Raw genomic sequence first — 16,895 nt, 5'->3', positions numbered from 1 at the left:
GAGCCGAACCGTTCCGGCCTGCGCAGTCGGCCGAATGATTGGCGGAACCTTCGGTCTTGTGCGTTGCATTGTTGACACCCGCTTTCGGCGATGCCAGTCCGCCGCACCTTTAGCCGCCGGGGCGCCCGCCTCGGACCGGCGAGTGACGGCAGGGGCGACGGAGCGTCATGACGCGGGCCTTCATCTTTCCGGGGCAGGGCAGCCAAGCAGTCGGCATGGGCAAGGCGCTCGCCGAGACCTCCCCGGCCGCGCGCGCGGTCTTCGAGGAGGTGGACGAGGCGCTCGGCCAGAACCTCTCCCGTCTGATGTTCGAAGGCCCCGCCGACGAACTGACCCTCACCGCCAATGCTCAGCCGGCGCTGATGGCGGCGAGTCTCGCGGTCCTGCGCACGCTCGAAGCCGAGCGCGGCCTCGACCTCGCCCGCGACGCGGCCTTCGTCGCCGGCCACTCGCTCGGCGAATATTCGGCCCTCGCCGCCGCCGGTGCGTTTTCCATCGCCGACGCCGCTCGCCTTCTGCGCATCCGCGGACAGGCGATGCAGAAGGCGGTCGCACCCGGCATCGGTGCTATGGCCGCCCTGCTCGGACCCGATCTCGAGACCGCCCGCTCCATCGCCGAGGAAGCTGCCGAGGGAATGGTCTGCGGCGTCGCCAACGACAACGGCGCCGGCCAAGTCGTGCTGTCGGGCCACAAGGAGGCGGTGGATCGGGCGATGGCGCTGGCGCAGTCCCGCGGTGTGCGCCGGGCCGTGCTCCTCAACGTTTCCGCCCCGTTCCACTGCGCCCTGATGGCCCCCGCGGCCGAGACCATGAAGGCGGCACTCGCCGACGTGGCGCTGAAGGCCCCGATCGTGCCGGTCTATGCCAACGTCACCGCCGGGCCACTGACCGAGCCGGCGGCGATCCGCGAAGCCTTGGTGGTTCAGGTCACCGGCACCGTACGCTGGAGCGAGAGCGTCGCCGCCATGGCAGAGGCGGGCGTCGACCGTTTCTACGAACTCGGCGCCGGTAAGGTGCTGAGTGGCCTCGTCAAGCGGATCGCGCCGGGCGCCACGGCAAGCGCCGTCGGTACGCCCGACGATGTCGCCGCCTACGCCTGATCAAATCCCGAGGGGAGCCCCATGTTCGACCTCACCGGCCGCAAGGCCCTCGTCACCGGCGCGACCGGCGGGCTCGGTGGCGCCATCGCCCGGGCCCTGCATGCTCAGGGAGCGCATGTCGCCCTGTCCGGCACGCGCAAGGCCGTGCTCGACGAACTCGCGGCGGAACTCGGTGGCGAGCGCGTTGCCGTGGTGGAGGCGAATCTCGCCGACAAGGATGCGGTCGAGGCGTTGCTTCCCGCGGCCGAATCGGCCCTCGGCGGGCTCGACATTTTGGTCAACAATGCCGGCATCACCCGCGACAACCTCTTCATGCGGATGAAGGACGAGGAGTGGGAGGCGGTTCTCAACGTCAACCTCACCGCCGCCTTTCGGCTGTCGCGCGCCGCGCTTCGGGGCATGATGAAGCGTCGCCATGGCCGCATCATCGGCATCGGTTCGGTCGTCGGTGCCACCGGCAATCCGGGCCAGGGCAATTACGCGGCGGCGAAGGCGGGCCTCGTCGGCATGACCAAGGCCCTCGCGGCCGAGGTGGCCACCCGCAACATCACCGTGAATTGCATCGCGCCGGGCTTCATCGCATCGGCCATGACCGATGCGCTCAACGAGAAGCAGCGCGAGACCATCCTGACCCGCGTGCCCGCCGGCCGTCTCGGCACGGGTGCGGAGATCGCCGCCGCCGCCGTCTACTTGGCGTCGGACGAAGCGGCCTACGTCACCGGTCAGACCCTCCACGTCAACGGTGGTATGGCCATGTATTGAGCGCGTCCACAGACATGGTTTCTGACCAAAAAACCACGCCTCTGAACGCTTTCTGAACCGCCACTCGCCAGCGCAGAAACCCTGTGTTAACACCCGGCTCAGCCGTGCAGGGGAGTTGACGGTTCAGCGGGTTGCGGCTTTCCAAACCACGCGTGATCGAACAACGGCCGTTCTTTAAAAATCCCCCAAGCGGGAAGGCGGCCACGGCGCTTTCGTCAAAGCACACACCACCACGATCGAGAAGACGAGGACCAACAACGATGAGCGATATCGCCGAGCGCGTGAAGAAGATCGTCGTCGAGCACCTGGGCGTCGAGCCGGAGAAGGTCACCGAGGCCTCCAACTTCATCGACGATCTCGGCGCCGACAGCCTCGACACTGTCGAGCTGGTGATGGCGTTCGAGGAGGAGTTCAACGTCGAGATCCCGGACGACGCCGCCGAGACCATTCAGACGGTCGGCGACGCGATCAAGTTCCTGGAAAAGAACTCGGCCTGATCAGGCGTCCTCGTGCGGGCGGGGTCTTTCGACCCCGCACGCCGATTCCATTTGAGGCAACGGAGCCCCGGCCGCAGGGCCGGGTCAGCGGATCGATCGGGAACGTGCGATGCGTCGGGTGGTGATTACGGGGCTGGGCATGGTCACGCCGTTGGGAGGCGGCGTCGAACACACCTGGAGCCGGCTCATCGCCGGCGATAGCGGCGCGTCCCAGGTCACGTCCTTCCAGACCGACGACCTCGCCTGCCGCATCGCCTGCACGCTGCCCTTCGGCGACGGCACCAACGGCACCTACAATCCCGATCAGTGGATGGAGGTGAAGGAGCAGCGCAAGGTTGATCCGTTCATCGTCTACGCCATGGCCGCCGCAGGCCAAGCGCTCGACGACGCCGATTGGCACCCGAAATCGGACAAGGACCAGGAGGCCACCGGCGTCCTGATCGGCTCCGGCATCGGCGGCATCGGCACCATCTACGACGCCTCCGTCACCCTCCACGAGAAGGGTCCGCGGCGCATCTCACCGTTCTTCATTCCAGGCCGCATCATCAACCTCGCCTCGGGCCAGGTCTCGATCCAGCACGGGCTCAAGGGCCCGAACCATGCGGTCGTCACCGCCTGCTCCACCGGCGCGCATGCCATCGGCGACGCCTCGCGGCTGATCGCCCTGGGCGATGCTGACGTCATGGTGGCCGGCGGCACCGAGGCTCCCGTGAACCGGCTCTCCCTCGCGGGATTTGCCGCCTGCCGGGCGCTCTCCACCGGCTTCAACGACCAGCCGACCAAGGCTTCGCGCCCCTACGACCGTGACCGCGACGGCTTCGTCATGGGCGAGGGCGCCGGCGTCGTCGTGCTGGAGGAATACGAGCACGCCAAGGCACGCGGCGCGAAGATCTACGCCGAGGTGATCGGCTACGGCCTGTCGGGCGATGCCTATCACATCACCTCGCCTGCCCCGGACGGCGACGGCGGCTTCCGATGCATGACGGCGGCGGTGAAGCGGGCCGGCATCCACCCGTCCGAGATCGATTACATCAACGCCCACGGCACCTCGACGCCGCTCGGCGACGAGCTCGAGCTGAAGGCCGTCGAGCGGCTCCTCGGCGACGCCGCCTCGAAGGCCTCGATGTCCTCGACCAAATCCGCCATCGGCCACCTGCTCGGGGCCGCCGGAGCGGTGGAGGCGATCTTCTCCGTCCTGGCGATCCGCGACGGCGTGATGCCGCCGACTCTGAATCTCGACAATCCTTCGGTGGAAACGGCCATCGACCTGATTCCGCACGAGGCCAAGCGCAAGCGTGTCGATACCGTCCTGTCGAACTCCTTCGGCTTCGGCGGCACCAACGCGTCGCTGCTGATGCGCCGGGTGGACTGAGGCGCGAGCGGGCTTCGGGCCCGCTTTCGTGGGCGCGGTTGCCGCGTTAACGCCATTTCGCCACAAAACAGCATAAGGGTCCGGCTCGACACGCGCGGCCGGCCGTGAGCTTCATTGGCTCCCGGATGTCCGGCGACGATCCCGAAACGGGGTCGCGTGCGACTCGCAGCAGGGTCCCGATGTTCCGCAGACGACAAGCGCCGCCCTCGCCGCCGCCCGCCCAGGACGAGCCGTCTCTGCCCAACCGCCTGTCTCCGCTCAGCCCGAGCGAGGCACTGAAGCCCACGGTCGCTCCGCCCCCGCCCGAAAAGCCCGAGCGCCGTCGCGGCGGGCTTCTGTCCGCGGTGAGCGGCTTCCTGACCTTGGCCGTTATCGCCGCCTTGGGCGCGATGGTGGTGGTCACGCTGTTCAATCGGCAGGCCGGCGAGCCCGGCCCCCTCCAGGCCGACAAGGTCGTGGTGATCCCGAGCCGCAGCGGCACCTCCGAGATCGCGCAGCTTCTCGCCCGCGAGGGCGTGATCGAGCATCCGAACCTGTTCGAGTTGGCCGCGCGCTTCGGTGGCAAGGGTCCGCTCAAGCATGGTGAATACGTCTTCAAGGCCCATGCCAGCGTTCGCGACGCGATCGACACCCTGGCGAACGGCCGGCAGGTCCAGCACGCCATCACGTTCCCCGAGGGGCTGACCTCGGAGCAGATCGTGGGAAGGCTCAACGAGAACGATGTCCTTTCCGGCGAAATTTCCGAGACGCCGCCGGAAGGCTCCCTCCTGCCCGATACCTACAAGTTCGAGCGCGGTGCCACCCGCCAACAGATCGTCAATCTCATGCGCGCCAAGCAGCGCGAGGTGCTCAATCAGATCTGGCAGCGCCGCAGTCCCGACGTGCCGGTCAAGACACCGGCCGAGATGGTGACATTGGCCTCCATCGTCGAGAAGGAGACGGGGCGCGCCGACGAGCGCCCGCGGGTGGCCGGCGTCTTCGTCAATCGCCTGATGAAGCGGATGAAGCTGCAATCCGACCCGACCATCGTCTACGGCCTCGTCGGGGGGCGCGGCACTTTGGGCCGCGGTATTCTCCGTTCGGAGATCGACCGTCCGACGCCCTACAACACCTACGTGATCGAGGGCCTGCCGCCGGGGCCGATCGCCAATCCGGGCCGGGCGGCCTTGGAAGCGGTCGCCAATCCGTCGCGCACCAAGGACCTCTACTTCGTCGCCGACGGCACCGGCGGCCACGCCTTCGCCGATTCGCTGGAGGGTCACCAACGCAACGTGACGCGCTGGCGGCAGGTGGAGCGCGCGCGCCAGCAGGCGCCGCAGCCGGATGCGGGCAGCGTCGACAAGGTCGATCCGAACAGCGCCGAGCCGAATGCGAACCAGCCGGCGGGGACGCCCGGTCGCGCCTCGGCCTATGCGCCGCCGGGCACCAATTCGGCGTTCGCCCTCGACGGCGCGACCGTCGACGGCAACAACGGCGGCCAGCGCTCGAAGGCCTTCGATGCGTCCGAGGGCACGCGCCTCGATCCCCTGCGCAACAAGACTTACGATCTTGGTTCGCCCAAGACCGTACCGGTTCTGCGCAATCCGTGAGCAAACCCTTCGAGTGACGCCGGCCTCGTACCGGGGGCAGCTCCCTTAGCCGAACTGCTCGCGCAGGATGCGTTCTTCGAGGCTATGACCGGGGTCGTGCAGCAGGACGAGGCTGGTGGCATGGTCGAGCCAGGTTTCGACGGTGCAGACCCGGCGAAACTCCGTGTGGTCGGCGACGGCCGCCACGGGACGGTAGGTGGCGTCGATCACGTCGATGCGCACTCGCGCGTGGTTCGGGAGAAGGGCTCCGCGCCAGCGCCGGGGGCGGAAGGCTGAGATCGGGGTCAGCGCCATGAGCTGGGCGTTCAGCGGCAGGATCGGCCCGCCGACCGAGAGATTGTAGGCGGTCGAGCCCGCCGGAGTCGCCGCCAGGATACCGTCGGCGATGAGTTCGGGCAGGCGGACATGGTCGTCCACCGAAACCTTGAGCTTGGCCGTCTGGTGCGTCTGGCGCAGCATGTAGACTTCGTTGATCGCCCGCGCCGTATGGCTGCGCCCTTCGGTATCGGTCGCCACCATGGTCATGGGGTGGATCGTCGAGCGCTTGGTCGCCTCCAGCCGCTCCAGCAGGGCGTCCTCCCGAAATTCGTTCATGAGGAAGCCGACCGTGCCGCGATTCATGCCGTAGATCGGCTTCGGATCGTTCATGAATCGGTGGAGGACCTGCAGCATCAGGCCGTCGCCACCGAGGGCCACGACCACATCGGCCTCCTCCGGCGGAACGTGATCGTAGCGGCGCATGAGCGCCTCGGCCGCCTCCCGCGCTTCCGGCGTGGGGCTCGCCACGAAGGCGATCCGTGAAAAGCGCCGCGGCATCGGTTCGGTCAGCCCCGTTGACGGATACAGGCCGCACCGGCTCCACTGGGGATCCGGATGGCGCACTGCTTGGCGCCGACCTGCTGCAGGAGAGCCATAGCATGGAGCGACCGCTCCTCGTCTACACGACCTTTCCTGATGCCGCGACGGCGCTCTCCATCGGCGAAGCCTTGGTGCGCGCCCGCTTGGTGGCCTGCGTGAACGTGTTGCCCGACATGCAGTCGGTCTATTCCTGGAAAGGAACGGTCGAGCGGGCGACGGAGGTCGTCGCCATTCTGAAGAGTCGCGAAGGGCTGGCGGAGGCACTCGGAGCCGCTCTCAAGGAGCGTCATCCCTACGAGACGCCGATCATCCTCCATCTGCCGGTCGCGGGCGCCGACCCGGACACCGCCGCCTGGATTCGGGAGGAGACATCCGGCCGGACATGAGAAGGGCGCGGCCCTCAGCGGCGCCGCGCCCTCGACGATCCAGTAGTGAGACGGCTTAGCCGGCGACGATCGCCGTTGCCGTGCGCGGCCGCCCGGCGATGCTGGCCTCGTAACGTTCGGCTTGCAGCCGGGTGAGGCCAGAAACGAGGGCGAGGGCACCGCGATAGACCGTGTAGGTGCCGTCCTGGGTTGGTTTCACGCGTATATGCTCGGACATGGGACCACTCCCTGCCTGGGGCTGAACTTCGAACGCGTCGGAACGGAGACCACGTTAATCAGTCATTCTCAACTTGCAAGCTCTGAATGCTTTGTGTGTCGCAGCGTTTTGATGTTGCGACGCAAGATGAGTTGCCTAACCGAGTGCGGAGGCGAGCGCCGGAGAAGCCGGGGGGCGGTAAGCAATCCAAATGTTAGTGAGCGCCTTACAACTTTGTGGAAACACTTTGCCAATATGCATTTCCCGACAAAGGCGATGCGAACCGCTCGATGCCGGATCATCTTAGCCAGGACGCTCCTCATCCCTCCATGGCGGAGCACGCTTCGGAGGTGAATGCCGACCCGAAGGGGCTGGTGCAGCGCCGTGAGACACGGACCTCGACCAATTGGATCGCGATGATCCGGCTGTTCGACGGCACCGAGATTCCCTGCAACGTCAAGGACATCTCAAAATCCGGCGCCAAGCTCGGCGTACCCAGCAGTTGGGATCTGCCGTCGGCCTTCATGCTGAAAATCCTTGGCCGCGACTTCGTCATGCGGGTGACACTCGCTTGGCGTCGCGGCAATTATGCCGGCGTCCATATCGACCGGATCGCCAAATTGCCTCCCGCCGCGGAGCCAACAGCGCCGGTCGAGACGACGAAGCCCGATTACAGCTCGATCGGTACCCGATCCCGCCGCTTTCTCGGCGAGTGATTCGGCGAGTGGCCAGCGAGGATGGTCGCAGGCCTTTCGGGAAATTTCCCGATTCGCCTCAAGCCGCGCTTCCGGGCGGCCGATCCGTTTCGGCCAGGCCTTTGCATTCCTCCGCCCGCGACCGATAACCCTCCGGCCAGACGCCGCGGTCGGAAGGAGCCCGTCCGCGCGAACCATGGGAGCCGTGCTTGGCCACCATCATCCCCGTCTCGTCCTTCGACTACGTCGTCTTCGGCGCCACCGGGGACCTGACGCAGCGCAAGCTGCTACCTGCCCTCTATCAGCGCTTCCGCGACGCGCAGATCCCGGAATCGAGCCGCATCATCGGCGCCTCGCGAACCGAGATCAGCACCGAGGTCTTCCGCGAGCGGGCCCGCGACGCGCTCAAGCGCTACGTTCCGGCCGGCGACCTCGACGAGGTCAAGCTTCAGGGCTTTCTCGACCACCTGTTCTACGTGGCGATCGATGCGCTGGGCGATGACGGGTGGAGTGATCTGAAGGGATTGCTCGACGAGCGGCCGGACCGGATCCGTCCGTTCTACCTCGCCACCTCGCCCGATCTCTACGGAGCGATCTGCCGGAATCTCGACCGCTACGGCTTGATCGGCGAGAAGAGCCGCGTCGTGCTGGAGAAGCCGATCGGCAAGGATCTCAAATCCGCCCGCGCCATCAACGACGCGGTGGGTGCCGTCTTCCCGGAAAGCCAGATCTTCCGGATCGATCATTACCTCGGCAAGGAGACGGTCCAGAACCTGCTGGCTCTGCGGTTCGCCAACACGATCTTCGAACGGCTGTGGAACGCCGACGTGATCGATCACGTGCAGATCACCGTCGGCGAAACCGTCGGCGTCGAGGGTCGTGGCGGCTATTACGATACCTCAGGAGCGCTGCGGGACATGGTGCAGAACCATATTCTGCAACTCCTCTGTCTCACCGCCATGGAGAGCCCGATCTCTCTGGACGCCGATTCCGTGCGCGACGAGAAGCTGAAGGTGCTGCGCGCCCTCAAACCGATCACCGCCGCCGATGTGCAGAGCGTGACCGTGCGCGGGCAATACGCTGCGGGGGCCGTCGGCGGCCAGCCGGTGGCGGGCTACCAGAGCGATCTCGGCGATCATCCCCCGAGCCGGACCGAGACCTTCGTCGCCCTGAAGCTCGAAGTGCAGAGCTGGCGCTGGGCCGGCGTCCCCTTCTACGTGCGCACCGGCAAGCGCCTGCCGAAAAAGCATTCCGAGATCGTGGTGCAGTTTCGCGCCTCGCCCTTCTCGATCTTTCCGTCCGAGGCGTTCGGCCGCGAGCCGAACCGCCTCGTCATCCGGCTCCAGCCGGAGGAGGGGATGAAGCTCGAAGTGATGACGAAGGATCCGGGGCCCGGCGGCATGCGTCTGCGCCCGACCAACCTCGACATTTCCTTCGAGGAGACCTTCAAGCAGCGCTATCCCGATGCCTATGAGCGCCTCTTGATGGATGTCGTCCGCGGCAACGCCACCCTGTTCATGCGCCGCGACGAGGTCGAGGTCGCCTGGGCCTGGGCCGATACGTTGCTCAAGGCCTGGGCCGACCGGCCCGAACCACCGCGCCCCTACGCGGCCGGAAGCTGGGGACCGACCGCCGCCATTGCCCTGATCGAGCGCGACGGGCGCACTTGGCACGAGGAACTGCCCTGACGAAGAAACGAACGACGCGGTTCGCCTCGTCCCGGGGCGGCGCGTCGCTCGACATCGCGGTGCGCGCAGCCGCCTCGCCGACTGAGCGGCTGGATTGCAGAGGCGGCGGAAACCCGAAGGCCCATCCCGGTTATCTCAGGACAATGTCGGGGTCGGGATTCGAGTGACATGTCGCGGTATTTCTTCGACGTCGAGAACGGGGGTCTCACGGTCGATGAGGAGGGGACGGAACTCGACGGGGACGAGGCGGTGGCGTCCTTGGCGATGCGGACGCTCCTCGATATCGCCCGCTTCGAGGTCTTGGCCCATGACGAGCGGCAAATGTCCGTGACCGCCCGCGACGAAGCCGGGATGCCTGTCTACCGGACGGAATTGTCGGTGCGGGCGGCATGGCTCTTGGCGCATCCCGGCTGAGAGCCCTGCGCTATGAACCTCAAGAGAGCGACGCCCGGTCTGCGAACCGTTCGTGAAGCAGTGCGCGGGCACGTGCCGTCGGTCGCGTGAGTCAGACGAAGTAAGCGAGTTCCCTGACGGGTCGGCTCATGGCGCCGCGGGGAGGGCCCGACGGCATCGACCCCGACCCGAACAGCGGCCCGGTGAGCCCATGGATCGGCTCGCCGGGGCGGCTTGTGGCGCGGCTTCGGTCTTGCGGACGCGACAGCTCGCGCTGCGGCTCAGGCATCACCGTCACGCCGTCTTTCGGTGTGGGCTGGGGAAGGCGTACGAGCACGATCGTGCCTTGGCCTTCCTCGGACCGTATGCGCAGACCGCCCCCATGCAGTTCGGCGGTGGAACGGGCGATGGCGAGGCCGAGGCCGGAACCCTTGTAGCTCCGGGTCAGATTGGTCTCGACCTGCTCGAACGGCCGCCCGAGCTTGGTGATGGCCGATTTCGGAATGCCGATGCCGGTATCGGTGACGAACAGGTGCACGAAGGCCCCGCAGGGGCGCCCGCGCAGCCCGACCCGACCGCCCTCCGGCGTGAACTTCACGGCGTTCTGGATGATGTTGAGCAGGATCTGTTGCAGAGCGCGCTCGTCGGCGAAGACCCGGAGGCTGGCCGGCACCTCGATATGGATCGTCACCGATTTGCTGGCCGCTTCCTTGGCGACCATCACCACGGCCGCCGAGATCGCGGCATCGAGGGCGATCTCGCGGGGAACCAGCTTCACGCGCTTCGCCTCGATCCGCGACATGTGCAGGATGTCGTCGATCACGGAGAGCAGGTAGGTCCCACTCTGCTGGATATCGCGGCAATAATCCCCGTAGCGCGGCGAGCCCAGGGTTCCGTAGACCTCACTCTCCATCAATTCGGCGAAGCCCATGATGGCGTTGAGCGGCGTGCGCAGCTCGTGGCTCATATTGGCCAGGAACTCGGATTTCGCTTGGTTCGCGATCTCGGCCTGGGCTTTCTGATCCAGATGACGCTCGGCCAAGTCGGCGAGCTGCTGCGTCTGGAGTTCGAGGGTGCGGCGGGAGCGCTTGAGATCCTTGACCGTCTCGATCAGCTCGCGCTCCGAGGCGACGAGCTGCTCCTGATGCCGCTTGAGGCTGGTGATGTCGGTCCCGACCGACACGTAGCCGCCATCCTTGGTGCGCCGCTCGCTGACCTGAAGCCAGCGGCCATCGGTCAGTTCGAGTTCGAAGGTGCGGGCCGGGCCGCGCTCCGGTCCGGGAATGCCCCGGCGTACCGGGGGCAGCGCACCTTGACCCATGATCTCGTCATAGCGCCGACCCGGCACCGCATCGTCGCTGCTGAGGGCGTGAAGATCGCGGAACTTGGAATTGCAGAGAACCAAGCGGTTGCCGGAGTCCCAGAGAACGAACGCCTCGGAGACCGCTTCGACCGCGTCGCGCAGGCGCATATCGGCGGTGGCATTGGTCTCGGCGAGGCGACGCTGATCCGTGACATCCATGGCGATGCCCACGAGGTGGCGGCTGCCATCGGCGCTATCCTCGACGACCTCGGCGCGGGTGCGCAGCCAAATCCATCCCCCGGACGCGTCACGGATGCGGAACTCGTGGTCGAGGGTGGCGTGGCTCGCGGCCAACTGGTGGGCCAGCTGATAAAGGTCGCCGTCATCGGGATGAAGGAGGGCGTTCACGTCGCCGAACGACAGAAGATCCTTCTCCGGCGTGTAGCCGAGCAGGACATACATCGAGTCGGACCAGAAGATCGTTCCGCGGGCGATGTCCCAGTCCCACAGTCCGCAGCGTCCTCGGCCCAGGGCCGTGTCGAGGCGTTGCCGGACGAGGTCGCAGACTTGGTCGGCTGCCCGGGCCCGGCGGGTCTGGATGATGTAGGCGGCGGCGATGCCCGTCAGCATGAGGGTGACGGCGCAGAGCACCACGGCGTGGCTCCAGAACGAGCGCCACCACGCGGCATCGATCGGGGCCAGCGGCAGGATCACGGCGATCTGCAGATCGGATCCGGGACGTCGCATCACGGCGGCGATGGCCTGCCCGCCGCCATGCAGGCCCACGGTCATGGCGCCGGTGCTCGCCCCGAGAATGGCGAGGGGGTCGCCGCTGGCGAGGAGGGCCCCGAACGAATCCGTCCCGTGCGGCAGGGCCGGATGGGCGGAACGGATCGCGCCGGCGCCGTCGATCACGAGGAGGCGTCCGCCCACCGGCAGGAGATGCAGCGGCAGGCCTTGATCCGGAGGCACTCCGATGTGTTGCGATGGGAGGGAGGCCGCCAGCCGAGCGAACGTTTCGACCTCCCGTTGGGCGGCCGCGATCGCCGCCTCGTAGGGCCCGCGCAACTGCAGGGCCGACAGCGTGCCGAAGCCGAGCAGAAAGACGAGAAGAAGCGCCGGCAGGGCATAGCGCAGCCAGACTTCCGCCTGCACGAGGCGGACCTGCGCGGTTCCGGTGGGACGCTGGACCCCGAGAATCGTGTCCGCGCGCGCACGCGCGGACAGGGACGCGGAAACCGCCCCCGGCATATCGGAACCTCGCGTTTCAGACTGAATCCGACCCGGTCGGTGCCGTACCGGCTGCTCTCGAATCGTATTCATATTGAGCATTCGGAGGGGCTGTTTGTCCACGCCCAATTTGGGGGAGGGCGTTGACGAAAGCCGCGATCGGAGTCCCTGCGCCGAGGATACCGATTCTCGAAATGCGTTCTGCGTCAGGCGGTTACTGATTCGCCGAGGCTCCGCCCGGCAATGTCGGTGACGTCACGAGAGAGGCCGGGCGTGGCAAGGATGCGACGCAGGGCAGACTCGGCCATACCGCGCCGCACGGGCTCGAGGCGGCGCCACGATCCGAACGCCGTCATCAGCCGCGCCGCGATCTGCGGATTGGCGCGATCGAGGGCCAGAACGGTGTCGGCGACCAGGGTGAAGCCGGCCCCGTCTCTCCGGTTGAACTGGGTCGGGTTGGCCAGGGCGAAGCTGCCGACGAGAGCGCGGACGCGGTTCGGGTTGGTCATCGCGAAGGCCGGGTGTTCCTGGAGGCGGCGCACGCGCTCGACGGTGCCGTCCTCCGGAATCATCGCCTGGATCGCGAACCATTTGTCGAGCACGAGGGGCTCGTCGACGTATCGTTCCGCAAAGGCGGCGAAGGCGGCTTCTCGGGTCTCCCCCGGCAGGAGGGCGAGGGTGGAGAGGCCGGCAAGCCGGTCGGTCATGTTGCCGGCCGAGTGGATCTGCGCGTCGGCACAGGCGGCGCCTCCGGTCGGGTCCGCCGCCGCGATCAGATCGAGGGCTGCATTGCGCAGGGCCCGGCGTCCGGCGGAGGCGGCGTCGGGTGAGAACGGCGTGCCGGCAGGTTCGGCTAAGGCGTCCCGCAGGGCGTGCAGCCGATCCGTAAGCGCGGTGCCGAGGCGGGCGCGCAGGTCGTACCGCGCCGCGTGGATCGCATCGGGGTCGATCTCACTGCCGATGTCATCGGCGAGATCGCTCTCGCTCGGCAGAGACAGAACCAGGGCGGCGAAGGCGGGATCGGCCAGGGCGCGCGCGTCGAGGAAGGAGCCGAGCGCCGCCGCGAAGGCGTCGGACCCCGCCGCGGTCGCTTCTCCGCGCAGGGCGCCGATCATCAGCCGCGCGGCGACGCGCTGGGCTGCCTCCCAGCGATTGAAACCATCGGTGTCGTGACGAAGCAGCGTGAGGCGCTCCGTATCGTCCATCGCCATATCGACCCGTACCGGGGCCGAGAAGCCGCGAAACAGGGAGGGCACCGGGGCGGTGGCGACGTTCTCGATGGTCAGGACATCGTCCCATCGATCCAAGACGAACACGCCGTCCGTCACCCGTGGAGAACGGGCATCGTCGAGGGGGCCGTCCTGGCCAATCAATCCGAGGCGGATCGGGATGACGACCGGGGGCGCGTCGCTTCCGGCTCCGGGGCGAGTCTGGCGCAGCGCGAGGCTGTAGGTCTGCGCGCCCGCATCGTAATGACCAGAGATGGCGACTCGTGGCGTGCCGGGGCGCTCGTACCATTCCGCGAACCGTGACAGATCGCGACCCGTCTCCGCCTCGAAGGCGCGGAGGAAGTCTTCGACGGTCGCCGCTGTCCCGTCATTCTCCGCGAAGTAGCGATCCATGCCGGCGCGGAAGGCGCGTTCGCCGATGAGCGTGCGCAGCATCCGCACGATCTCGGCGCCCTTCTCGTAGACGGTGGCCGTGTAGAAGTTGTTGATCTCGGCATAGCGCTTCGGCCGCACCGGATGGGCCAGCGGGCCCGCATCCTCCGGGAACTGGCGGGCGCGCAGGGTGCGCACCTCGCCGATGCGGTGGACATCGCGCGAGCGCATGTCGGACGAGAATTCCTGGTCGCGGAAGACCGTGAGGCCTTCCTTCAGGCAGAGCTGGAACCAGTCGCGGCAGGTGACGCGATTGCCCGACCAATTGTGGAAATATTCATGGGCGATGATCGCCTCGATGGCGGCGTAGTCGGCATCGGTCGCCGTGTCGGGCGAGGCCAGAACGTACTTGTCGTTGAAGATGTTGAGGCCCTTGTTCTCCATCGCGCCCATGTTGAAATCGGACACGGCGACGACGTTGAACACATCGAGATCGTAGGCGCGGCCGAAGGTCCGCTCGTCCCAGGCCATGGATCGCTCGACCGCGTCGAGCGCGTAGGCGGCCCGGTCGCCCTTGCCCGGCTCGACATAGACCGCGAGCTCGACCGCCCGTCCGTCCATGGTGGTGAAGGTGCTCGACACCCGGTCGAGCCGTCCGCCGACGAGGGCGAAGAGATAGGCGGGCTTCGGGTGCGGGTCGTGCCAGACAGCGAAGTGACGCCCGGTCCCCTCGATGCGGCCCGCCTCGACCGGATTGCCGTTGCCGAGAAGCACGGGGGCCGCGGCTTCCTCCGCCTCGATCCGGGTCGTGTAGATCGACATCACGTCGGGCCGATCGAGGAAATAGGTGATCCGCCGGAAACCGTCGGCCTCGCATTGGGTGCAGTAGACGCCGTTCGAGCGATAGAGCCCCATCAGTTTCGTGTTGGCGGTCGGATCGAGGCGCGTCTCGATGGTGAGGGTGAAGGGCCGCTGCGGCGGTTCCGGCAGGGTCAGGGCCGAGGGGGCCACGCGGAAGGCGGCGGGGGCGAGCGATTGTCCGTCGAGGTCGAGGGCGAGGAGCCGCAGATCGTCCCCGTCGAGGACGAGGGGGGCGCCCGGCCGTCCGGCGGGGTTCGGCCGGATCGCGAGGCGGGCGGTCACGCGGGTGTCGTGGGGATCGAGGCGGACGTCGAGCTCGACGCGGTCGATCAGGTGGTCGCTCGGGCGATAATCCTCCAGGCGGACAGTCTGGGGCGTGTCGGTGCGCATGGATTCGTACGGGGCTCGGCCAGGGCTTCGTCCCGTCTTCTAGAACTTTTCGCCGCCGCCGAAACCTCGTCTGCCCGATGCCGGCGCCCCCGTTGACGCTGTCACGCCCTGGGCCAGATAGGCGCCATCCTCACGACAACGCCTCCGGAGCCGCCATGGAATACCTGCACACGATGGTCCGCGTGGCCGATCTCGATCGAGCGCTGGCCTTCTACGTCGACGCGTTCGGACTCAAGGAGGTTCGGCGCATCGAGAATGAGAAGGGACGTTTCACCCTCGTCTTTCTCGCCGCCCCCGGTGACGTCGATCGCGCGAAGTCGGAAAAGTCGCCGATGGTCGAACTGACCTACAATTGGGACCCGGAGGACTATTCGGGTGGGCGCAATTTTGGCCACCTCGCCTATCAGGTCGAAGACATCTACGCGTTCTGCGAGAAGCTGAAGAACGCGGGGATCACCATCAACCGTCCCCCGCGGGATGGGCATATGGCTTTCGTCCGCTCGCCGGACGGTATCTCGATCGAGATCCTGCAGAAGGGACCGGCCAAGCCGCAGCAGGAACCGTGGGCGTCGATGGAGAATACGGGAACGTGGTAGTTGCCGCGCTCCGCTCTCGGACGGACGGCGTTGCAGCCGGTCGCTCATGTCTGAGCGCCGAGCGTCGGTTCGGTCGATCGCGCGGCGAATGCGACTCCGCTCGCTCCCTCTCTCCGCGTGCGGGGAGAGGGTCTAGGCTCAAAGCCTGATCTCGGACGGAAGGACCAATCAGGCTTCCACCTTGGGCGTGATGCCGAGTTCCGTGAGTTTGGCACTCACGGCCTCGACCGGCCGCTTCAACCGCAGGCTGATGACGGAAACCGAGACGCCCTCGCGCGCCATGGTGCGCAGGCTCTGGACGGCGTCGAGGCTCCAGTTCGTTTCGATCGACATCGGCGTTCTCCTGTCGTTCGACGTGACACCGGTACGGTCCGGACGATGCACCGGTCTGGATCGAGGTGGATCGCCGACGATGCGGTGACAACGCTCGCGCCGATTATCCGTGCATGCCTGCAAAACGAGCAGGGCGGGCATTCGACGCGACCCGCAGTCCGGCCCCGCCACCGCGGGTTGCCACGTTGCGTCGCGGTGCCCGCTCGATTTTCAGCAGAATGTTCGAACCGCCGACCAGCATGCCGGTCCTGTCACGCAGCAGGGTCGGATAGGGCATGAAGGCGGCCCGGTTCCCGTCCGGTCTTTCCAGAACCGCCTGTGCGCCACGGAGAGCCGCGCCTTCGCGCAGGGCGATCGCCAGCGCGCAACGATCGTGGGGCAGCTCCAGCCCGTCCGTGTCGTAGAGGCGCCACGCGCCACACCACCGTGCCTTGCCGAGGATCGGCCGAAACCCCCACAACTCCGCCGCCGCGTCGTTGTAGTAGGTCAGCCAGCCCTGGACATCGGTGGTGTAGAGCGGCGCGCTGACCTGCCGGAACAGGTCGGCCCGCGACGGTTCGTAGTTCCAATCCGAATCGGGGGCGTCGAAATCGTAGGCGAAATCGTCTCTCACCATCCGTGCTCCCCTTCATGCCGTCATGCCCGCTGCCAGCATGACGCTTCCTCACTGTCCCGGCCTCCGAGGCCCACCGGACGGAGATCGTCCAGGCAGGGCGGATGGACCGATGTCCCGGTGGCATCCGCACACCATCGCGTCATCGCGCCGTGAATCCCGCAAACGGAGATTCTACAACACGGCAAACGCTCGACTTCGCGGTGTCTCGTCGTTCCAAAAGCTGCGGCCGACAGGCGAAATCAAAAGCACGCCGTATCCTTGGTTGCAAGTTTTTTCTCAGTTTTGGTGCTCTTCCGTGCTGGTTGGAGCGGCGGTTGACTGACTATTTTGCAATGCAAAACAATTCTAATGTGAGATATCGCCGGGTAATTTGGCCGAGGACGGGCACATTCGGCATCGCACATGTTGCGAATTGTGCAGCCTGAGTAT

At 66.9% G+C, this 16,895-nt stretch carries 16 protein-coding genes; 10 read left to right on the top strand and 6 right to left on the bottom strand.

Annotated elements, in window-relative coordinates; translation table 11 throughout:
* Window positions 1–167 precede the first annotated feature (167 nt).
* The 5 genes from fabD (at window position 168) to mltG (ending at window position 5,320) form a co-directional block, all read left to right on the top strand.
* Window positions 168–1,100 carry an ACP S-malonyltransferase gene (gene fabD / locus OWC43_RS22730; RefSeq protein ID WP_393958421.1) on the top strand — a complete coding sequence of 311 codons (933 nt, stop codon included), beginning with the start codon at window positions 168–170 and terminating at the stop codon, window positions 1,098–1,100.
* Window positions 1,101–1,121: 21 nt separating this feature from the next.
* Entirely contained in the window at window positions 1,122–1,862 is a 741-nt protein-coding gene (gene fabG / locus OWC43_RS22725; protein ID WP_393958420.1) for a 3-oxoacyl-[acyl-carrier-protein] reductase, read from the top strand.
* Between the two features lie 260 nt (window positions 1,863–2,122).
* On the top strand, window positions 2,123–2,359 hold the full coding sequence (locus tag OWC43_RS22720) for an acyl carrier protein (RefSeq protein WP_003599981.1): 237 nt from the start codon (window positions 2,123–2,125) through the stop codon (window positions 2,357–2,359).
* Between the two features lie 109 nt (window positions 2,360–2,468).
* Window positions 2,469–3,731 (top strand): beta-ketoacyl-ACP synthase II, encoded by a 1,263-nt coding sequence (gene fabF, locus OWC43_RS22715; RefSeq protein WP_393958419.1) that lies wholly within the window; start codon window positions 2,469–2,471, stop codon window positions 3,729–3,731.
* 179 nt (window positions 3,732–3,910) lie between these two features.
* Window positions 3,911–5,320: an endolytic transglycosylase MltG gene (gene mltG / locus OWC43_RS22710; protein WP_137830154.1), complete on the top strand. Its 1,410-nt coding sequence runs from the start codon at window positions 3,911–3,913 to the stop codon at window positions 5,318–5,320.
* A gap of 45 nt (window positions 5,321–5,365) precedes the next feature.
* Here the strand turns inward: mltG and OWC43_RS22705 are convergent, their stop codons facing one another.
* Window positions 5,366–6,136: an NAD kinase gene (locus OWC43_RS22705; RefSeq protein ID WP_137830155.1), complete on the bottom strand. Its 771-nt coding sequence runs from the start codon at window positions 6,134–6,136 to the stop codon at window positions 5,366–5,368.
* Between the two features lie 101 nt (window positions 6,137–6,237).
* On the opposite strand from OWC43_RS22705, the gene cutA reads away from it, so the two are divergent.
* Complete coding sequence (gene cutA, locus OWC43_RS22700) at window positions 6,238–6,564, top strand: divalent-cation tolerance protein CutA (RefSeq protein ID WP_393958418.1); 327 nt, start codon at window positions 6,238–6,240, stop codon at window positions 6,562–6,564.
* A 55-nt stretch (window positions 6,565–6,619) separates the two neighbouring features.
* On the opposite strand, the gene OWC43_RS22695 is transcribed toward cutA, so the two are convergent.
* Window positions 6,620–6,781, bottom strand: a complete 162-nt coding sequence (locus tag OWC43_RS22695; protein WP_238307646.1) for a hypothetical protein — start codon at window positions 6,779–6,781, stop codon at window positions 6,620–6,622.
* Window positions 6,782–7,089: 308 nt separating this feature from the next.
* Between OWC43_RS22695 and OWC43_RS22690 the strand changes: the two genes are divergently transcribed.
* From OWC43_RS22690 to OWC43_RS22680, 3 genes are all read left to right on the top strand, one after another.
* Complete coding sequence (locus tag OWC43_RS22690) at window positions 7,090–7,476, top strand: PilZ domain-containing protein (RefSeq protein ID WP_393958417.1); 387 nt, start codon at window positions 7,090–7,092, stop codon at window positions 7,474–7,476.
* 188 nt (window positions 7,477–7,664) lie between these two features.
* Window positions 7,665–9,143, top strand: coding sequence for a glucose-6-phosphate dehydrogenase (zwf, locus tag OWC43_RS22685; protein WP_137830158.1), 1,479 nt, complete (start codon window positions 7,665–7,667; stop codon window positions 9,141–9,143).
* 168 nt (window positions 9,144–9,311) lie between these two features.
* On the top strand, window positions 9,312–9,557 hold the full coding sequence (locus OWC43_RS22680) for a DUF6894 family protein (protein WP_393958416.1): 246 nt from the start codon (window positions 9,312–9,314) through the stop codon (window positions 9,555–9,557).
* A gap of 91 nt (window positions 9,558–9,648) precedes the next feature.
* Here the strand turns inward: OWC43_RS22680 and OWC43_RS22675 are convergent, their stop codons facing one another.
* On the bottom strand, window positions 9,649–12,090 hold the full coding sequence (locus OWC43_RS22675) for a PAS domain-containing sensor histidine kinase (protein WP_393958415.1): 2,442 nt from the start codon (window positions 12,088–12,090) through the stop codon (window positions 9,649–9,651).
* A gap of 185 nt (window positions 12,091–12,275) precedes the next feature.
* Window positions 12,276–14,921 carry an aminopeptidase N gene (pepN, locus tag OWC43_RS22670; protein ID WP_393958414.1) on the bottom strand — a complete coding sequence of 882 codons (2,646 nt, stop codon included), beginning with the start codon at window positions 14,919–14,921 and terminating at the stop codon, window positions 12,276–12,278.
* A gap of 155 nt (window positions 14,922–15,076) precedes the next feature.
* Between pepN and OWC43_RS22665 the strand changes: the two genes are divergently transcribed.
* Entirely contained in the window at window positions 15,077–15,517 is a 441-nt protein-coding gene (locus OWC43_RS22665) for a VOC family protein (RefSeq protein ID WP_393958413.1), read from the top strand.
* Window positions 15,518–15,685: 168 nt separating this feature from the next.
* Here OWC43_RS22665 and OWC43_RS22660 read toward each other — a convergent pair whose 3' ends face one another.
* Both OWC43_RS22660 and OWC43_RS22655 read right to left on the bottom strand, forming a co-directional pair.
* A complete protein-coding gene (locus tag OWC43_RS22660) occupies window positions 15,686–15,850 on the bottom strand; it encodes a hypothetical protein (RefSeq protein ID WP_171015496.1) in 165 nt (54 codons plus the stop codon).
* A gap of 103 nt (window positions 15,851–15,953) precedes the next feature.
* Complete coding sequence (locus OWC43_RS22655; RefSeq protein ID WP_238307650.1) at window positions 15,954–16,466, bottom strand: hypothetical protein; 513 nt, start codon at window positions 16,464–16,466, stop codon at window positions 15,954–15,956.
* Window positions 16,467–16,895: the final 429 nt, after the last annotated feature.

Source organism: Methylorubrum sp. POS3 (genome assembly GCF_043352485.1).
GTDB classification, from domain to species: Bacteria; Pseudomonadota; Alphaproteobacteria; order Rhizobiales; family Beijerinckiaceae; genus Methylobacterium; species Methylobacterium suomiense.
Note: the sequence above shows the minus strand (reverse complement) of the source record. Positions and strands in the feature narration are given on the sequence as shown.